A 15,306-nucleotide genomic window follows, 5' to 3' on the forward strand; every position below is an offset into this window, starting at 1 on the left:
TTCGATTTAATTTGCTCGGAAGCTTCCCTCACTATTGGTAAGACAGTTATGCAAATTATGACGGCGCCTGATCTTATTCGACGTTTGAGCTCTACTTACGCGATTCTTATCATTGGCATATCGAGTTTAATTCCTGCATTTTTCACTACCTACCTGTATTTTTTTCAAGACCACCATCTGCATTTTATCAGTCATGCTGGTCACGAATTGGCGATTGCGATAGCGCTCCTGCAGAGCGGTTTCATTGCAGTAATAGCATGGCAGTGTTTTCAGTACTCCGGTGAGCGATTTTTGCGCTGGTTGGCGCTTGGTTTCTTTTCTTTTACGCTTATTTATGCCTGCCATGGAATTTTCACCCGTATAGCTTCAGTAAATATTTGGCAGTTTGTGCTATACGGGCCAGTTAGTAGGCTGGTCATGGTTGGCTGCTTTTTTGTTGGACTGCTGACTTATGGTAAACCGGCCTTGGATAATGACGAAAAGCAGCGCCGAGGTAGTTGGCGTTCTTGGACTACTGTTCTGATAATAATCAATGTCGCAGTTTTTGGCCTGGCGTCAACAAGTTGGGCGCCGCCCGCACAAAAGGTTTTTGAACTTAGTGCTTTGCTGCTTTCGCTATTGTGTGTTGCGATCGTGCGGCTGCGGGGACTGAATTCGCCTCTGATGACAATTTACTCCGTATCACTGTTGTTTTTTGCTCAGTCATCGGCAACCTTTTTGCTCAGTTCGGCATGGAATCATCTGTGGTGGTTTGCGCATATTATTTTTGCTTCGGGTTTTATTTTACTTAGTTACAGCGTTATTAAAGTATTTCTTACTACTCGCTCCTTCGCACTGGTATTTAGCCAAGAAGAGCTATTTGAGCAAGTTCGCGCCGAGAAGAGCCGAACGGAGAAAGCGCTGGCAGAATTGCAGGATGCTCATGCTGACCTAGGAAATACTCACGATTTACTACGCTCAGTACTGGCCTCGGCCTCAGAGTTTTCGATTGTCGCGACGGATATCAACGGCCTGATAACGATATTTAATAAGGGTTCTGAGCGAATGTTGGGTTATCGCGCAGCGGATATGGTGGGGTTGCAAACCCCGTTAATGTTCCATTGTGACGCTGAGATAGAAGCCCGCGGCAAGGAGCTTAGTGCAGAGTTCTATACTGTTGTTTCTGGCTTCCGAGTTTTTGTTGGGCGGTCAGAGGTTGATGGCCAAGAAACTCGGGAGTGGACGTATATTCACAAAGATGGGCATCGTTTTTCAGTGTCATTGGTGGTTACGACAATACGCTCCACGGTCGGCGAAATTACCGGTTATTTGGGTATTGCTGAAGATATAACGGAGCGGAAACGGCTCGCTAATTTGAAAAGCGAATTTCTCTCGACGGTCAGCCACGAATTGCGAACGCCGTTGACCTCAATAGTCGGCAGTCTTGATTTAATCGTTGGCGGGGTATTTGGACCTGTCTCAGAACCCATGTCAGGAATGGTGGATGTAGCCCACAAAAATAGTCAGCGACTACGCTCGCTAATAAACGATTTACTCGATATGGAGAAAATGAGCGCCGGAAAGCTCAATTTTGAACTGGAATGGCAGCCGCTGGAGGCGATTGTGGTACCTGCAATTGAGGATATGCGTCCTTACGGCAGTATGCGGCGTATTAGTTTGATATTTAAGACCTCCTTGAAAAATGAGCTGCTTGTGCGAGTTGATGCCATGCGTCTCCAACAAGTTTTGAGTAATCTAATATCAAATGCCATTAAGTTTTCGCCCGAGGGTGGGCTCGTTGAAATTATTATTAAAACTGTCGACGACAAGGCTCGTGTAGAAGTATCTGACCACGGTAGCGGAATTCCCTGGTCTTTTCGTAAAAGCATTTTTACGCGATTCTCTCAAGCAGATAGCTCAGATACACGGCAGCATGGAGGCTCAGGGTTGGGGCTCGCGATAACTCGTCAGTTGATTGAGCGCATGGGAGGCTCAATTGGATTTGAATCGGAACCAGGGCAAGGGGCTGTATTTTGGTTTGAGCTACCATTGCGTTAAGGTGTGGGTTGAACTCAGCGGCATGTGCCTTTTGCCGTGAATCGGCAAAAGGCACGGATATTGGTAAGAGGGCTTGTCAGCCTAGCGTTACAGCACTGCTAACCATACTTTTCCAGCGCTGAACCAAACGCCGATATTGCTTGGGGTTTTCGCTGATGAGCATTTTCACCACATAGCCTCTTACTAAACAAAAGCTGATATTGAGAATGTCTTCGGCGAGCTCCTTGTCCCAACCTAAATCTACCAGACGGTCGATCCACGCCTTTTCGACGAGGGAGCGACTGGTCACTGCAAGCTCAATTTGTTGGCCGCGTAATTCTTCGTTCTTGCCCCCCGCCATTAATATATCCAGTGCGACCATGAAATAGTCAGACATAAAGAAATCTTCGGCGTCTTTCATTGCCGCATCAACGGGATCGTCGTCGGGTCGAAAGGCGGCAATATTGCGGGTGAAAATACTATTCGATTGCTCGTAAGCGTATTGCATTGCTGCCAAGGTCAGATCATTTTTGGTGGGATAATGATGAAGCTGGGCGCCCTGGGAAACCCCTGCTTGCTTAGACACAGCAGAGGTGCGGAAATTAGCAAAGCCGACATCTTTGATGACCTCAAAAGCGGCTTTTGACAAGCGATAACGCATAATCGCCGTGCGCTGTGTCTGCGGAACCCTCGCTTTTTTGGGGCTTTCTGCCAAAATTATTGTCCTCACCTAATTACCGAAAGGGGGCTTGTGATAAGCACCAATAGTGTTAAGCCTGCTCTCGCTTATGTCGAGGCCAGCTCAGCGAGGCACAGTATACTAAATAGCAGGACCACAGGGAGACCTTTGCTGCGAGTACTGATGATTTTAGTATGAAATTTGGGCGTATCGACTAGTAGTTGACGATGACTTGAACCTAGCACTACACTGGATGCTAATTGTTAGCTAGGTAATAAAATAATAGCCATGCATACACTTACTAGCCATCAACATCAATTCGCCCAAGATATCATGAGCCGGTCGGGAGCAAATAATTTTTGTTTGTTTTTGTTCTCTGCTCGGCCTGAGCGAGCGGGTGTTCACTTTTTTTGTCATTACGGCATGAGCGCCCAAATTAAATCGGTGTACAGCCAAGGCTTGTGGGCACACGATCCATTTTTAAATCACATAAAGCAGCAAGGTGCTAACAAGGAGGTGGCTGTTTTAGATCGCTGCCAGTTTGAGGGCAGCGATAGCGAAGGTGACAGCTATTGGAATTATATTAACCGCGTTGGTTATCGCGATATTGTTTCGGTAATTCACCCTTATACCCCTGATATTTTTTTGGTGGGCGGCCTAATGGGCCAAGATCGCGGTCGAGAATACGGCGAAATATCCGCTACTCATAGTGTGATTGATGACTTAGATCATTTTGTGGGGGAGTCGGCAACGGCGCTAATGTCGTCGTTGATTGCGCCATTACTTTCGGCGGATTCTAGCCATTATTCTACTATTGAGCAGACGCTGACACTGACACCGAGGGAGCGGGATGTCATTAATGCCTTATATGCAGGCTATGGCAATAAGCAGATCGCCGCTGTATTGTCGTTGTCCGAATACACTATTGAGAATCACTTTAAACGCTTGTTTCGTAAATTTAATGTACACAATCGTACCGCGCTCTTGGCGGCGGTTCAGCAGCTCGGTTTACTCTAAAATTATTTTGTACTGCAGCGTTGGTCCGGCGAATAGCAGCGGTGCCGTTAGCTGAAATTGGTCCATTGCTGGTTTTTCCTTAATTGTTATGCTTGGTAATAATACTTAAGCAAATAATAAAGGAAGGCTCTATGCAGCGCGTGTACACCACCGATATAAAACCACTCGACCCTATTCACGATAATCGTCATAAACTTGGCAGTGGGCCGCTGGCCCGAGAGTCGCTGGCTTATTTATTACAGCTGCCGGAAGAGGGGGTGGCGGGTATTGTTTACACTTGGGTCAATGGCGAAGGTAGGGCGGGTTGCGCGGTCACCCTTTTTGGCCCTGGCATTGGGCCAGAGCCGTTGATCGAAAGTTTTGATGGTATTGCGGTAGCCGCCGAAATGGATTTTTTTGACTGGCGCGTCGCGGGCTTGCAGCTGCGCTTGGGCACCTTGCTAGAAACTGCCCACATTCGCTATCAATCTGATAAATTCGAAATAGACTTTCATTTCACCGCCAGCCAACCCGCTTACGCTTATAGCTCTCATAAAGGCGGTTGCCCCCAGTGGATTGCTCATGACCGCTTTGAGCAGCAGGGCACGCAATCGGGGTTGATTCGCTTCGCTGGCAAAGAGATCGCGTTGCGCGGCTACACCCAGCGTGACCATTCCTGGGGTACCCGGGACTGGGGTGTGAATCAGCACTGGAAATGGATACACGCCCAAGCGGGCCCAGAGTTAAGCGTGCATTTTTGGAAGCTGGAGTCGATGGGCCAAACCCTGATTCGCGGTTACGTGGATAAGAACGGCCATATCGCTCAGGTGGTTGACGTGGATATTGATTTTGAGATGAATGACGACATGACCACGCGTGTTGTCAATGCGGATATTGTCGATACCGCCGGGCGATCAACTCGCTTTCAAGGGGTCCCGTTCGCGACTTTTTATCTTTCACCTGATCCGATGATTACGCTTTTTGAATCGCCGATTTCCGCTTTCATCGACGGTCAGCCCGGCGGTGGCTGTTGCGAAGTGATGTGGACTAATAGCCTGATTAACTACGTTAAAGCAAAAGCCGAGGTGGTCAAATGAGCTTGTCTAGTGTGGCGGCGAGCTTTGAGTTGGGTCGCGATATTGAACCTAGCGTGGTGGCGATGTTACAGCAGGCTGCGAACAATAAATCCCACGGTGTATACCAGTCGCTGAGTGCAGAGCAACTGCTGCCTAAGTTAGAGGCTTTCATTCGCGCTCAAGGTTTGGCTGGGGCTGAGGTGAAAGGTCTGCGCCGAATGGGTGGGGGCGCGTCTAAGGAGCAATTTGTTTTTGATTTACATTCTGCGGCCGGGCCTGTACAGCGCTGCGTACTGCGTATGGATCCCTTAGAAAGCGCGGTGGTGACTGATCGCCGTAAAGAGTACGAAGTGCTTAACTGCATGCAGAGTGTATTACCGGTGCCACCGGTGTTATGGGCAGACATAGAGGGCGCTGAGCTGGGGCGACCGGCACTGATTTGCGGCTTTATTGGTGGTGTCACCAAGCCCAGCGGTGACAGCGGCAATGTGTCGGGCTTGGGTGCGTTATTGCCTGAGCGGTTCCGCGAGCGGCTCTCGGCGCAATTTATTGACTACTTGGTGGCCATGCATGGGGTGGCCGTGGATTTTAAGCCAGAGGTGTTTCAGGTGCCGGATGCCGACCCCCAGCAGGCGGCGCGCTGGCAATTAAATTGGTGGAGCAGTGTGTGGCAGGATGACGCCATTGAAGGCTCGCCGCTGATGGGCTTGGCCGAGCGCTGGATGCGCGACAATCTTCCCAGCGCGCGGGAATTAGTGGTGGTCCACGCCGACTACCGCACCGGCAATTATTTATTTGACGAAGACAGCCAAGAAATTAGCACGGTTTTAGATTGGGAACTGGCCCATATTGGCGACTACCACGAAGACCTGGCGTGGATTATTTGCCACAAGGGCGTGACCGAAGACGGTCAGATTATGGCGTCGGGGCTGATGACGCCAGAGGAACTGTGTGAACGCTACCGCGCGGCAACGGGCCGTCTAGTCGATGCCAAAACTCTGCATTTTTATAAGGTATTGAGCGTGTACAAATGTGTGGCAATTTGCCTTGCCACTGCGGCGCAAACTGCTAGTCGAAAGCACAGTCATCAAGATGTATTGCTGAGTTGGCTTACCGCAGCAGGGCACTCCTTTTCCGCCGAACTATTAAGCCTGCTTAAGGAGGTTCAGTAATGAATCCATCTAGCGCACTGCGCATTGATACCATGATGCGTACTCTGCAAGACACCATTATGCCCGCGATTCGCGATGATCAGCCCCTTGCCAAAGAGCAAGCGGGCCTAATGTTAGGTCATCTTGCGGCGTTGCAGCAGCAGGCTAATCGCGAGCATGCGGTTGATGATTACTGCCAGCGATTGCTGTTTAAATTAGCCGATGCGCTACTGGAGCTTGGCGCAGCTGAGGAGAGTGTTGCAGGCTCGCTGGCAGAGCTTGATGTCGCGCGAAAAAACCTTGAGGTGACAGCTATGGGCTTCCATCTAGAGCGTATTCTGGCATGTAGTGACACCAGTGCGGCATTTAAGCGTGAAAGCACGAAGGCATTAATTCAGTACGCTGAGGCGCATACTAATATGGGGCGCGCGTGGTTTTTGCCGATGGGATTTGACGGTAATCCTAAAGCATTGCCGACGGTAGATGCTCTGCTGGCCGAATAATTTTATATACTGCGCCACAAAGTAAAACGGCAGCCCTAGGGCTGCCGTTTTGGGTTTACATAGCAGCGTTGCTGCTAATGGCGTATAGCTTATGCGTCGGGGTTTTCCAGCAGTATAGCGCTGCCTTGGCCACCGCCTACACAGGCTGAAGCAATACCGTATTTAACGCCGCGGCGTTTCATTTCTTTAGCAACGGTTGTAGTACAGCGCACACCGGTTGCAGCCAGTGGGTGGCCGTATGCAGTTGCGCCGCCGTTGACGTTGAGTTTGCTCTCGTCAATTTTTAACTCGCGGGCTACGGCAAGACACTGAGCCGAGAATGCTTCGTTAATTTCGAACAAACCAATGTCATCAATGCTTAGGCCAGTGGCTTCTAACAAGGCTTTGATTGCTGGAACTGGGCCGATACCCATGTAGTGGGGATCAACACCGGCTGCAGAAGAGGCGACGATTTTAGCGAGGGGCTTAAGACCAGTGCGATCAGCATATGCTTTGCTAGAAACCAATGCGGCAGCGGCGCCGTCTACAATGCCCGAGCTATTGCCGCCAGTTTGTACGCCATCCTTAGTGAAAGAGGGGCGCAATTTCGCCAGTGTCTCTAGGGTGGTGGGGCGCACATGCTCGTCAGTTGCGAAGCTTTCAACACCGCGTGGCAGTTTAAACTGCTTGGTTTTCAAACCTTCGCATTCAAAGGTTTGGTTGGTGAGCGTGAGTATTTCATCAGCGAGCACACCGGATTTTTGCGCGGCTAAGGCCCGCTCAAAGCTGGTCATCGCGAATTGATCGACTTCAACGCGGCTTAAATTGTACTGCTTGGCGAGATTCTCGGCAGTGATACCCATTGGGATATCGGCGGCGGCGTCGTAGAGCAGCTCAAGCAGGTAGTCGCGGAAGTCGACTTGACCCAATTTAAAGCCGCTGCGGCTAGTGAAGCTGGCGACTGGCATACGAGACATTGATTCACTGCCTACGCAGAGCATCACTTCGGCTTTATTGAGCTGGCGGTAATCGGCAGCTGCGGCAATAAGTTCGAAACCTGAACCACACAGACGCTGCAGCATTAGTGCCGGTGCGCCTTGGGGAAGACCGGAGTACAAGCCAATGTGCCGAGGTAAATAGCCCGCGTCAAAGTCAGAGGGGGCAAGGTTGGCGGCAAATAGGCAGTCGATGTCCTGGGGATTGATCTTCGCCTCGCTAAGCAGGCCTTTCACGACAGCAATACCGAGATCGGTTGCGGAAATGTTCGAGATTGTGCCGTTTACTGCACCAAAGCCGCTGCGGCGGCCATCGATTAGCCACGCGTCATCGTAGGTTGTGATCATTGTAAAACTCCGGTTGGTCTATTGAATGTTAGCTAGCGTAACAAAAAATGGAAAATAATTCCCGTAAAGTTATTGGTCTAGCCGATGCTGCGCCCGTGATTCTCCCAGTAGGGAGCGCGGAGATCTTTTTTCGACACCTTGCCAGCGCCGGTGCGCGGGAAGTCGTCGACAAACGCTACTGATTTTGGGCATTTGTAGCGCGCTAGGTGCGCTTTGCAATAATCTATTATATCGGCTTCGCTGGGCTTGGTGCCAGATCGGAGAATGATCATGGCTTTAACTTCTTCTCCCCATTTCTCGCTGGGCACGCCAATTACGGCAGCGGCGGCGACATCTGGATGCAGTGACAAGCAGTTTTCGACTTCGGTGGAATAGACGTTTTCACCGCCGGTGACGATCATGTCTTTGGCGCGGTCGACGATATAGAAGTAGCCTTCGTCGTCGAAGTAGCCCACATCACCCGATTTATACCAGCCAGTATTGAATACCTCCTGCCACGCTTCTCCCTTTTGCCAATAGCCTTTTGCGATAGAGGGTAGCTTAATGAGCATTTCGCCCGGCTGGTTGGCTGGCAGCGTTTGGCCATCGGTGTCGATAATTTTGATTTCGATTAGCGGCAGCGGTTTTCCGCAGGAGGTTAAACGATGCTCGTTGTTGAGGTCGTGGTCATCTGGGCGCAGCAGTGTGATTGCACCGCCGGATTCGGTGGAGCCATAAAATTGCATGAATTTACAGGGTATTTTTTCCATAGCGCGTTTTAATAGCCCAACGGAAATAGCCGAGCCAGCGTACATAATTTCACGCAGACTGCTGAAATCGGTATTTTCTGTTTTCGGGTGATCCAGCAACATTTGTAGCATGACCGGCGCTACGCCAGCCAAGCTCGGTTTTTGCTCATTGATTAGCTGCAAGACTTCGGTCGGGTCAAATTGGGTGGCGATAACAATAGTAGCGCCGTTGTACATCGCCTGCATTGACAGACCAAGGCCCAGTAAATGGAAGCTTGGTACGCAAAATAAGAAGCGATCTTGTGCGCCCCAAGTATAGGCGGGCTCAAGGTGTTCACACAGGCGCATATTCATAATGCCCGCTTGGCAAAACTCTACGCCTTTGGGAATACCGGTGGTGCCGGAGGTGTAAATTTGCCATGTGGTATCGTCAAGACCGCAATAGGCGTTAGGGTCGCTGCTATCGGCGCCGTCGTACCACTGCCAAAGGGGGTTTTGCTCGCGCTGACCAGCGATCATATCAATGCTCGGAATATCGAGGTCGATCATGCTGCGAGCGCTGTCCCAGAGGTCCTTAAAGCTATTTTGGACGATGGCCAAGGCCGGCTTGGCGTCGTTGAGGATGCCGGCAGCTTCAGTGCTCGACAGGCGCCAGTTCATGGGAATGAATACAGCATTAATTTTTGCACAGGCATAAATGGTGAGAAAATAGTCGTCGGCATTGCCTGCGTAGTACAGCACGCGGTCACCTTGGTTTACGCCGGCGCTGCGCATGGCATTGGCCATTTTGCTGGATTTTTCATCAAACTCAGCCCAGCTGAGCGCGTAGCCCATAAACTGAGTGGCAGTCTGTTGCGGGTACTGTTTGGCGTTATAGCGGACAATGTCTGCAACGTTGCGAATTTCTGGAAAGGCCCACATATTGTCGATCCTCTTTTAATATTATTTATAGTGGAAGGTAACTTGTTCTTTGTTGGCCACGGCTAACACCGCGTTCCAGGTGTCGTCGCTGCGAGTGCATTCGGTCAGCGCCCGAGACTCCATTTCCATTTGGCTTTCAAGGCCATTGCCGAAACTGCTCAAAAACAAATTCTTGTATTGACCATAGGTAAAGGTTGGTCCAGTTGCCAGCTCCCGGGCCAGTTGATTCGTGGCTTCGGCAAGTTCTTCGGATGCGTGGATTTCCGTGGCCAAGCCGTACTCCAAGGCTTGTTCGGCGCTCCAATTCTGATTGCGGGCAAAGAAGGAAAATGCCTTTCTGGTACCAACACGCCGGGGTAGAAAATAGGAAGAGCCGCAATCGCAGGAAAAGCCAATGCCAGCGAAGGCCGCGTAAAACTTAGCATTGGGGCCGATTAGTACAAAGTCGGCTGCCGCCGCCAAGGCGACACCACCGCCCGCCACCAATGCGTCGCAGCTGAAAATTACCGGGGCGTCCATGCGCGCAAGTCGCGAAACACCCATGTGCATATCGGCGGTTGCGGTTTTAATAAAACGAGGCAGGGCTGCACGCTCGCCGTTAGCAAAGGTTTTTAAATCTCCGCCCACACTGAAATAAGGGCCTTCGGCGTCGATGATAACCGCGCGAACGTCGCGATTATCATCGCATTCGGTAGCGAGTAGATTGAATTCGCGACAAAATGTCGAATCAAACGGGTTGCCTCGCTTACCTTGACTCAGGGTGATGCGGGCAACGCCATTCTCTATTTTAAATTTAAACGCCGTTAATTCCATGATTTAGCTCTCTTATCGTTAAGGTCTAGGGCGGTGTTATTAGCCCGTAGAGCGCTCGCTCTTCTCTTTGTCAGCTGAGGCTTTCAGGTTCTCGCGAATATTACTCCAGTCGTCGTCGCTCAGATCAGATAGGCTGGCAAAGGTGCTCGGCGCGGCTAAATGGTGGCCGCCATCAATGGCAATGGTCTGTCCTGTTAAGTAGTCGCAGCCGTCAGCTTGTAAGAAAATCATTAAGTTAGCTAATTCTGGCATTTCACCGTAGCGGCGCATCGGTACGCTAGACGAATCGGTGGCGCCGCTCGATTTACCGGTGGGGTTGAGCTTTTCCCAAGCACCTTCGGTGGGGAAGGGGCCGGGGGCAACTGCGTTGAGACGAATGCCGTAAGGTCCCCACTCTACCGCGAGAGACTTGGTCATGGAGTCGATGGCGGTTTTAGACATTGCCGACGGCACGACATAGGCCGAACCGGTCCATACCCAGGTTACTAAGTTACTAACGATACTGCCGCGAATCCCAAGATTGATCCAGCGCTTACCCACGGCTAATACAGTGTAGAAAGAGCCGTCCATTACGGTGGAGCGAATAGCTTGATAGCCCCGTGGCGATAAGTCTTTGGTGGGGGAGATGAAGTTCGCTGCGGCGTTGTTGATCAAGCCGCTTAGCGGGCCTTCGGTGAAAATCGACTCTACCATGTCGTCAATCGATTCTGGGTCGCGGATATCGCAAATGCGGTAGTGGATTTTGCCGCCGGTATCGGCACCCAGTTCTTCGCAGGTGGTCTGTAATACGCTTTCACGGCGTCCGCAAATGTACACTTCAGCGCCACAGGCGAGTAATCCTCTGCTGATTTCCTTGCCAAGACCTGTTCCGCCACCGGTAACGAGAATTCGTTTGCCATTAAGGGTGCTGTTATTAAACATAGTAAAGCCTCTTTATGTATTCAGTATTGTACTGTCAGCAGTGCTATTTAGTGTTAAATGTCAGTGTGCTAGCAAGCGCGTATCGAGCGATAAATTTTCTATAATGATGATAATAGTACGCATGCGAAATAAAATGGTAAATAGCTAATTGCCATATTAGTGGAAATCCGTGAGTTTTATTGTGTGGCTCGGTAGTAGGGTTGGTATCTTGGTGAAATATTGGGCGGAAGTACTACGAGAATACATTGTGGTGGGGAATTTTCTAGTCTTGACATTAATGGTTCGCAAGCTTAAATTAAGTGAAGGTAACTAATAATAGGTCAGGGCGCTTTGTTGGCGGCTGGTTGCGTCAAAGCGCGCGTAGGAGTTCATGTGTCATTATTTTCATTTTTAAAGCCATCTTCCAAGCGGGTTACCGTTATGCCCGCCGGGGTGAGTTTTGAGGTTAAGCCCGGACAATCTATTCTGGAGGCGGGTTTGGCCGCCGGTTATGCAATGCCTCACAGCTGCACTGTAGGCACCTGTGGCACGTGTAAATGTAAGTTGGCTGAAGGCAAGGTTAGAGAATTAACGAATTTTGCCTATGTCTTAGAGGCAGAGGAGTTACAAAGTAATGTGATTCTGACCTGTCAGGCGGCATTAAAATCAGATGCAGTTGTTGAGATTCCCAATTTCGAATTGAAGCACCTAACGCCGCCAGAAGATTTCGAGGGCGAGATCATTAAGTGTGAAGACCTGACCCACGATACCCGTAAGGTAACGATTCGCCTCGATCGCCCCGTTAAGTTTGATGCGGGGCAGTACCTGCAGGTTCACCACGAAGAGATCTTTGGTGCGCGCTCGTATTCCTTTGCCATGGCGCCAGAAGAAGAGGGTTGCCAAGAGGTCGAGCTCTTTATTCGTAACGTGCCCGGCGGTGAGTTTACCGGCATGTTATTTGCCGACAAGCTAGCCGGTGTCAAAGTGGCGATTCATGGCCCCGCTGGCAACTTTTGGCTGCGCGATGGTCGCGGCCCGATTATTTGTGTTGGCGGTGGTAGTGGTCTTGCGCCTATTGTGAGCCTGTTAGAGCAGGCGGCCAAGCAGCCTCATGGCCGCCCCTGCGTGATGTTCTTTGGTGCGCGCAGTCAAGCTGATTTGTATTGCTTGGATCGCATTCAAAAAATTGGCGAAGCTTGGGATGGCGCCTTCCAGTTTGTGCCAGTGTTATCTGACGAGCCTGAAGACAGTGATTGGCAGGGCTTGCGCGGCTTTGTTAATACCGCGATTGAACCCGTTGCCGGGCAGTATTTGTCTGCAGATACCCAGGTCTATTTGTGTGGCCCGCCGCCGATGATCGACGCGGTGACGGCAACAGTCTTAGAGCTCGATATTGTTGAGAAAAATATTCACGCGGATAAGTTTTTAGATGCCAGTCACGGTATTTCTCGCCAAGACTGATGTGTGTTTACTCGCGACGCTTTTAGGTGAGCGTCGCCGGTTCAAATGTTAATAATAAACGGAGACGCTTTATGAATTCCCTTAGTGATATCAGCGTGCCCTCGGGCAAAATGTTAATCGGTAGCGACTGGTGTGACGCCTATAGTGGCGAAACCCTGAGTGTTGAAAATCCCGCTAATGGTGAAATTTTTACGTCTATCGCTGCCGGTGGCGCAGCAGAAATTGACGCGGCGGTAAAGGCGGCGCGCAAAACATTTGAATCGACGGCGTGGTCGCGGATGCGTCCTATCGATCGCAGCCGACTATTGGAGCAAGTTGCACTTAAAATTGAAGCTCACGCTGAAGAGCTGGCCCTGCTAGAGAGTTTTGATAACGGCAAGCCCAAACATTTGGCGATGATGGTCGACATTCCCTCGTCGGTTGAAGTATTTCGTTATATGGCGGGCTGGTGCACAAAAATTTACGGCAAAACCCTGCCAATTTCTGGTGATGGTCGCCAGTACCACGCCTATACTCTGCGTCAGCCTGTCGGTGTAGTGGGTGCGATTGTGCCCTGGAATTACCCTCTGCCAATGGCCTCCTGGAAAATTGCATCAGCGCTCGCTGCGGGTTGTACAGTGGTGCTTAAGCCCTCGGAAGTGACATCATTAACTACCTTGCGTCTTGCTGAGCTTATGCTCGAAGCGGGCGTTCCACCCGGTGCCTTGAACATTGTGACGGGGGTGGGTGAAGTCGCTGGCGAAGCCTTAATTACTCATCCAGACGTTGATAAAATTGCCTTTACCGGCTCTACACCGGTAGGTAAGCATATATTGCGTAGCTCGGCTAATGACCTGCGCCGGGTCAGCTTAGAGCTGGGCGGTAAGTCGCCTACGATTATCATGCCAGATGCCGATCTCGACAAAGCCATACCCGATGCGGCCATGGCGATCTTCTTTAACTCTGGGCAAACTTGCTTTGCCGGATCGCGTTTGCTCTGCCACGAATCAATCTACGATGTGGTGGTGGCTGGTATTAATGAAGTTGCCAAAAACCTGCCGATTGGCGCCGGCCAAGATCCGACAACCATGATTGGCCCCGTGGTGAATAAAAAGCAACGTGAACGCATAGAAAATTATATAAAAATTGGTCAGGAAGAGGGCGCTGAACGCATTTCGCCAGAGGGTGACGTGCCAGGACAAGGTTACTTTGTTAAGCCCACTATTTTGTCTGGTGCGAGTGCGGACTCGCGAGTGTTTAATGAGGAAATATTTGGGCCGGTGCTTACGGCAACCAAATTCAGCACCGAAGAAGAGGCTGTGAAATTAGCAAATCAAAGTCAATATGGCTTGGGCGCTAACCTGTATTGTAAAAACGTTAAAACCGCCCACAAAATGGCGGCAGCAATCCATGCTGGAACAGTGTGGATTAACACCTATTTTGTGGTGGATGCGGCAATGCCTTTTGGTGGATTTAAAGAGTCAGGTATCGGTCGCGAAGTCGGTGAAGACGGCGTGTTGATGTTTACCGAGTCTAAATCCGTTTGTGCTTTATTGGACGATTGATTTTAGTGGGCCTTGTTTAACGTCGAATTAGGAAGATAAAAATGCAAATAACAGCAGCAGTAAGCCGGTCGGCCGGAGCAGACTTTACGATAGAGAAGTTGGAGCTTGAAGATCCCCGCGCAGATGAAGTGCTTGTTCGCATTGTCGGGGTTGGCGTGTGTCACACCGATATCGCGGCGCGAGATCAGGCGATTCCTGCGGAAATGCCCATTGTACTCGGGCACGAAGGTGCGGGAATTGTTGAAAAAGTAGGTGCGGGCGTGACGTCGGTAAAACCGGGCGATCACGTGGTGTTGTCATACACCTTTTGTGAAAAGTGCGCGCCCTGCGACCACGATCACCACAACTATTGTCAGCAGTTTGCGCCGCTTAATTTTGTCGGTATTCGTGCAGATGGCTCTAAAGCGCTTTCAGATAGCGCGGGTTCAGTAAGCAGTCATTTCTTTGGTCAGTCGTCTTTCGCGAGCTACGCACTGTGCTATGAAAACAATGTGATTAAGGTGCGTGATGATGCCCCTTTGGAGCTGCTTGGCCCCTTAGGCTGCGGTATTCAGACCGGCGCAGGTACATTCATGCGTTCAATGGCCTGTGAGGCGGGTTCTGCGGTTGCGGTCACCGGTGGCGGAGCAGTGGGTCTTGCTGCCGTATTGGGCGCGGTGGTGCAGGGTTGCGAAACAATTATTGTTGTCGAGCCCCACGAGAATCGCCGCAAGTTGGCGCTGGAGTTGGGCGCGACGCACGTTATTGACCCAATGGCAGGTAATATGACCGAAGCTATACGGGCTATTGTGCCAAACGGCCTTAACTATGCGCTCGATACCACAGGCAAAAATGTGGTGTTTGCTGGACTTGTGGCAGCCATGGCTGCGGCAGGGACAATAGGAATTGTGGGTGTTCCGAGTACTGAAGACGATGCAATGCTTAAGCTGGATGTGCTTAACCTCCTGCTTTGTGGCATAAAAGTTAAGGGAATTTGTGAGGGGGATGCCGACCCTGCTGAGTTTATTCCCGTTATGGTTAACTTGCATATGGAAGGCAAATTCCCATTTGATAAAATTTGCGACTTCTATTCATTTAATGAAATTAATCAAGCAGTTGCCGATCAGCACAGCGGAAAATGTGTAAAGGCAATTTTGAAGTTGTAAATTGCCGTCAGCGCTCTGCCTTAATGTTATCGTCCACGGGATGCAAATATT

The 15,306-nt window shown here is 50.5% G+C and carries 13 protein-coding genes; 8 read left to right on the forward strand and 5 right to left on the reverse strand.

Annotated elements, in window-relative coordinates:
* Positions 1–48 precede the first annotated feature (48 nt).
* Positions 49–2,037: a sensor histidine kinase gene (locus AZF00_RS03945; protein ID WP_008246078.1), complete on the forward strand. Its 1,989-nt coding sequence runs from the start codon at positions 49–51 to the stop codon at positions 2,035–2,037.
* Positions 2,038–2,113: 76 nt separating this feature from the next.
* Here the strand turns inward: AZF00_RS03945 and AZF00_RS03950 are convergent, their stop codons facing one another.
* Positions 2,114–2,731, reverse strand: a complete 618-nt coding sequence (locus tag AZF00_RS03950) for a TetR/AcrR family transcriptional regulator (RefSeq protein WP_008246080.1) — start codon at positions 2,729–2,731, stop codon at positions 2,114–2,116.
* A gap of 252 nt (positions 2,732–2,983) precedes the next feature.
* On the opposite strand from AZF00_RS03950, the gene AZF00_RS03955 reads away from it, so the two are divergent.
* From AZF00_RS03955 to AZF00_RS03970, 4 genes are all read left to right on the forward strand, one after another.
* Entirely contained in the window at positions 2,984–3,712 is a 729-nt protein-coding gene (locus AZF00_RS03955) for a helix-turn-helix transcriptional regulator (RefSeq protein ID WP_008246081.1), read from the forward strand.
* 131 nt (positions 3,713–3,843) lie between these two features.
* Positions 3,844–4,788, forward strand: coding sequence for a DUF7064 domain-containing protein (locus tag AZF00_RS03960; protein ID WP_008246082.1), 945 nt, complete (start codon positions 3,844–3,846; stop codon positions 4,786–4,788).
* Positions 4,785–5,939 (forward strand): phosphotransferase family protein, encoded by a 1,155-nt coding sequence (locus AZF00_RS03965; protein WP_008246083.1) that lies wholly within the window; start codon positions 4,785–4,787, stop codon positions 5,937–5,939. Before AZF00_RS03960 ends, AZF00_RS03965 begins: the two co-directional genes overlap by 4 nt.
* On the forward strand, positions 5,939–6,421 hold the full coding sequence (locus AZF00_RS03970; RefSeq protein ID WP_008246084.1) for a hypothetical protein: 483 nt from the start codon (positions 5,939–5,941) through the stop codon (positions 6,419–6,421). The genes AZF00_RS03965 and AZF00_RS03970 overlap by 1 nt, the downstream gene beginning before the upstream one ends.
* A gap of 89 nt (positions 6,422–6,510) precedes the next feature.
* Here the strand turns inward: AZF00_RS03970 and AZF00_RS03975 are convergent, their stop codons facing one another.
* The 4 genes from AZF00_RS03975 to AZF00_RS03990 form a co-directional block, all read right to left on the reverse strand.
* The gene (locus AZF00_RS03975) at positions 6,511–7,743 is read right to left on the reverse strand and encodes a thiolase family protein (RefSeq protein WP_008246086.1); all 1,233 of its coding nucleotides are present in this window, start codon (positions 7,741–7,743) and stop codon (positions 6,511–6,513) included.
* Between the two features lie 77 nt (positions 7,744–7,820).
* Positions 7,821–9,392, reverse strand: a complete 1,572-nt coding sequence (locus tag AZF00_RS03980; RefSeq protein WP_008246089.1) for a long-chain-fatty-acid--CoA ligase — start codon at positions 9,390–9,392, stop codon at positions 7,821–7,823.
* A gap of 21 nt (positions 9,393–9,413) precedes the next feature.
* On the reverse strand, positions 9,414–10,205 hold the full coding sequence (locus tag AZF00_RS03985; protein WP_008246090.1) for an enoyl-CoA hydratase/isomerase family protein: 792 nt from the start codon (positions 10,203–10,205) through the stop codon (positions 9,414–9,416).
* Positions 10,206–10,244: 39 nt separating this feature from the next.
* Positions 10,245–11,126, reverse strand: a complete 882-nt coding sequence (locus AZF00_RS03990) for an SDR family oxidoreductase (RefSeq protein ID WP_008246098.1) — start codon at positions 11,124–11,126, stop codon at positions 10,245–10,247.
* 372 nt (positions 11,127–11,498) lie between these two features.
* Between AZF00_RS03990 and AZF00_RS03995 the strand changes: the two genes are divergently transcribed.
* From AZF00_RS03995 to AZF00_RS04005, 3 genes are all read left to right on the forward strand, one after another.
* Positions 11,499–12,566: an NADH:ubiquinone reductase (Na(+)-transporting) subunit F gene (locus AZF00_RS03995; protein ID WP_008246100.1), complete on the forward strand. Its 1,068-nt coding sequence runs from the start codon at positions 11,499–11,501 to the stop codon at positions 12,564–12,566.
* A gap of 71 nt (positions 12,567–12,637) precedes the next feature.
* The gene (locus AZF00_RS04000) at positions 12,638–14,110 is read left to right on the forward strand and encodes an aldehyde dehydrogenase family protein (RefSeq protein WP_008246102.1); all 1,473 of its coding nucleotides are present in this window, start codon (positions 12,638–12,640) and stop codon (positions 14,108–14,110) included.
* Between the two features lie 41 nt (positions 14,111–14,151).
* The gene (locus AZF00_RS04005; protein WP_008246104.1) at positions 14,152–15,255 is read left to right on the forward strand and encodes an NAD(P)-dependent alcohol dehydrogenase; all 1,104 of its coding nucleotides are present in this window, start codon (positions 14,152–14,154) and stop codon (positions 15,253–15,255) included.
* Positions 15,256–15,306 lie beyond the last annotated feature (51 nt).

This window comes from Zhongshania aliphaticivorans (assembly GCF_001586255.1).
GTDB classification, from domain to species: Bacteria; Pseudomonadota; Gammaproteobacteria; order Pseudomonadales; family Spongiibacteraceae; genus Spongiibacter; species Spongiibacter aliphaticivorans.